General features: G+C 55.5%; 1 protein-coding gene. It reads left to right on the top strand.

Annotated elements, in window-relative coordinates:
• Positions 1-245: FGGY family carbohydrate kinase (locus tag KVT34_RS30800; RefSeq protein ID WP_309244146.1), on the top strand; the 245-nt coding region annotated here is incomplete at both ends.

Below are 245 nucleotides of genomic sequence, written 5' to 3'. Positions count from 1 at the left end.
CAGCATGTCCCGCTATATGATCGGAGTCGATATCGGAACAACGAGCACTAAAGCGGTGCTTTTCCAAGAAAACGGAAAGGACGTCGCCAAAGCGGGCGGCGGCTATCCTTTATATACCCCGACCCCGTCAACAGCCGAGCAGGACCCGGATGAGATTTTCCAGGCTGTCCTGAAAGCGGTGAGAGGCGTAATGGACCAAGCCCGTGTACTGCCTGGCGAGGTTCTTTTCGTTTCGTTCAGCTCCG

Source organism: Paenibacillus sp. GbtcB18 (genome assembly GCF_019091125.1).
Classification (GTDB): domain Bacteria; phylum Bacillota; class Bacilli; order Paenibacillales; family NBRC-103111; genus Paenibacillus_F; species Paenibacillus_F chitinolyticus.
Note: the sequence above shows the minus strand (reverse complement) of the source record. Positions and strands in the feature narration are given on the sequence as shown.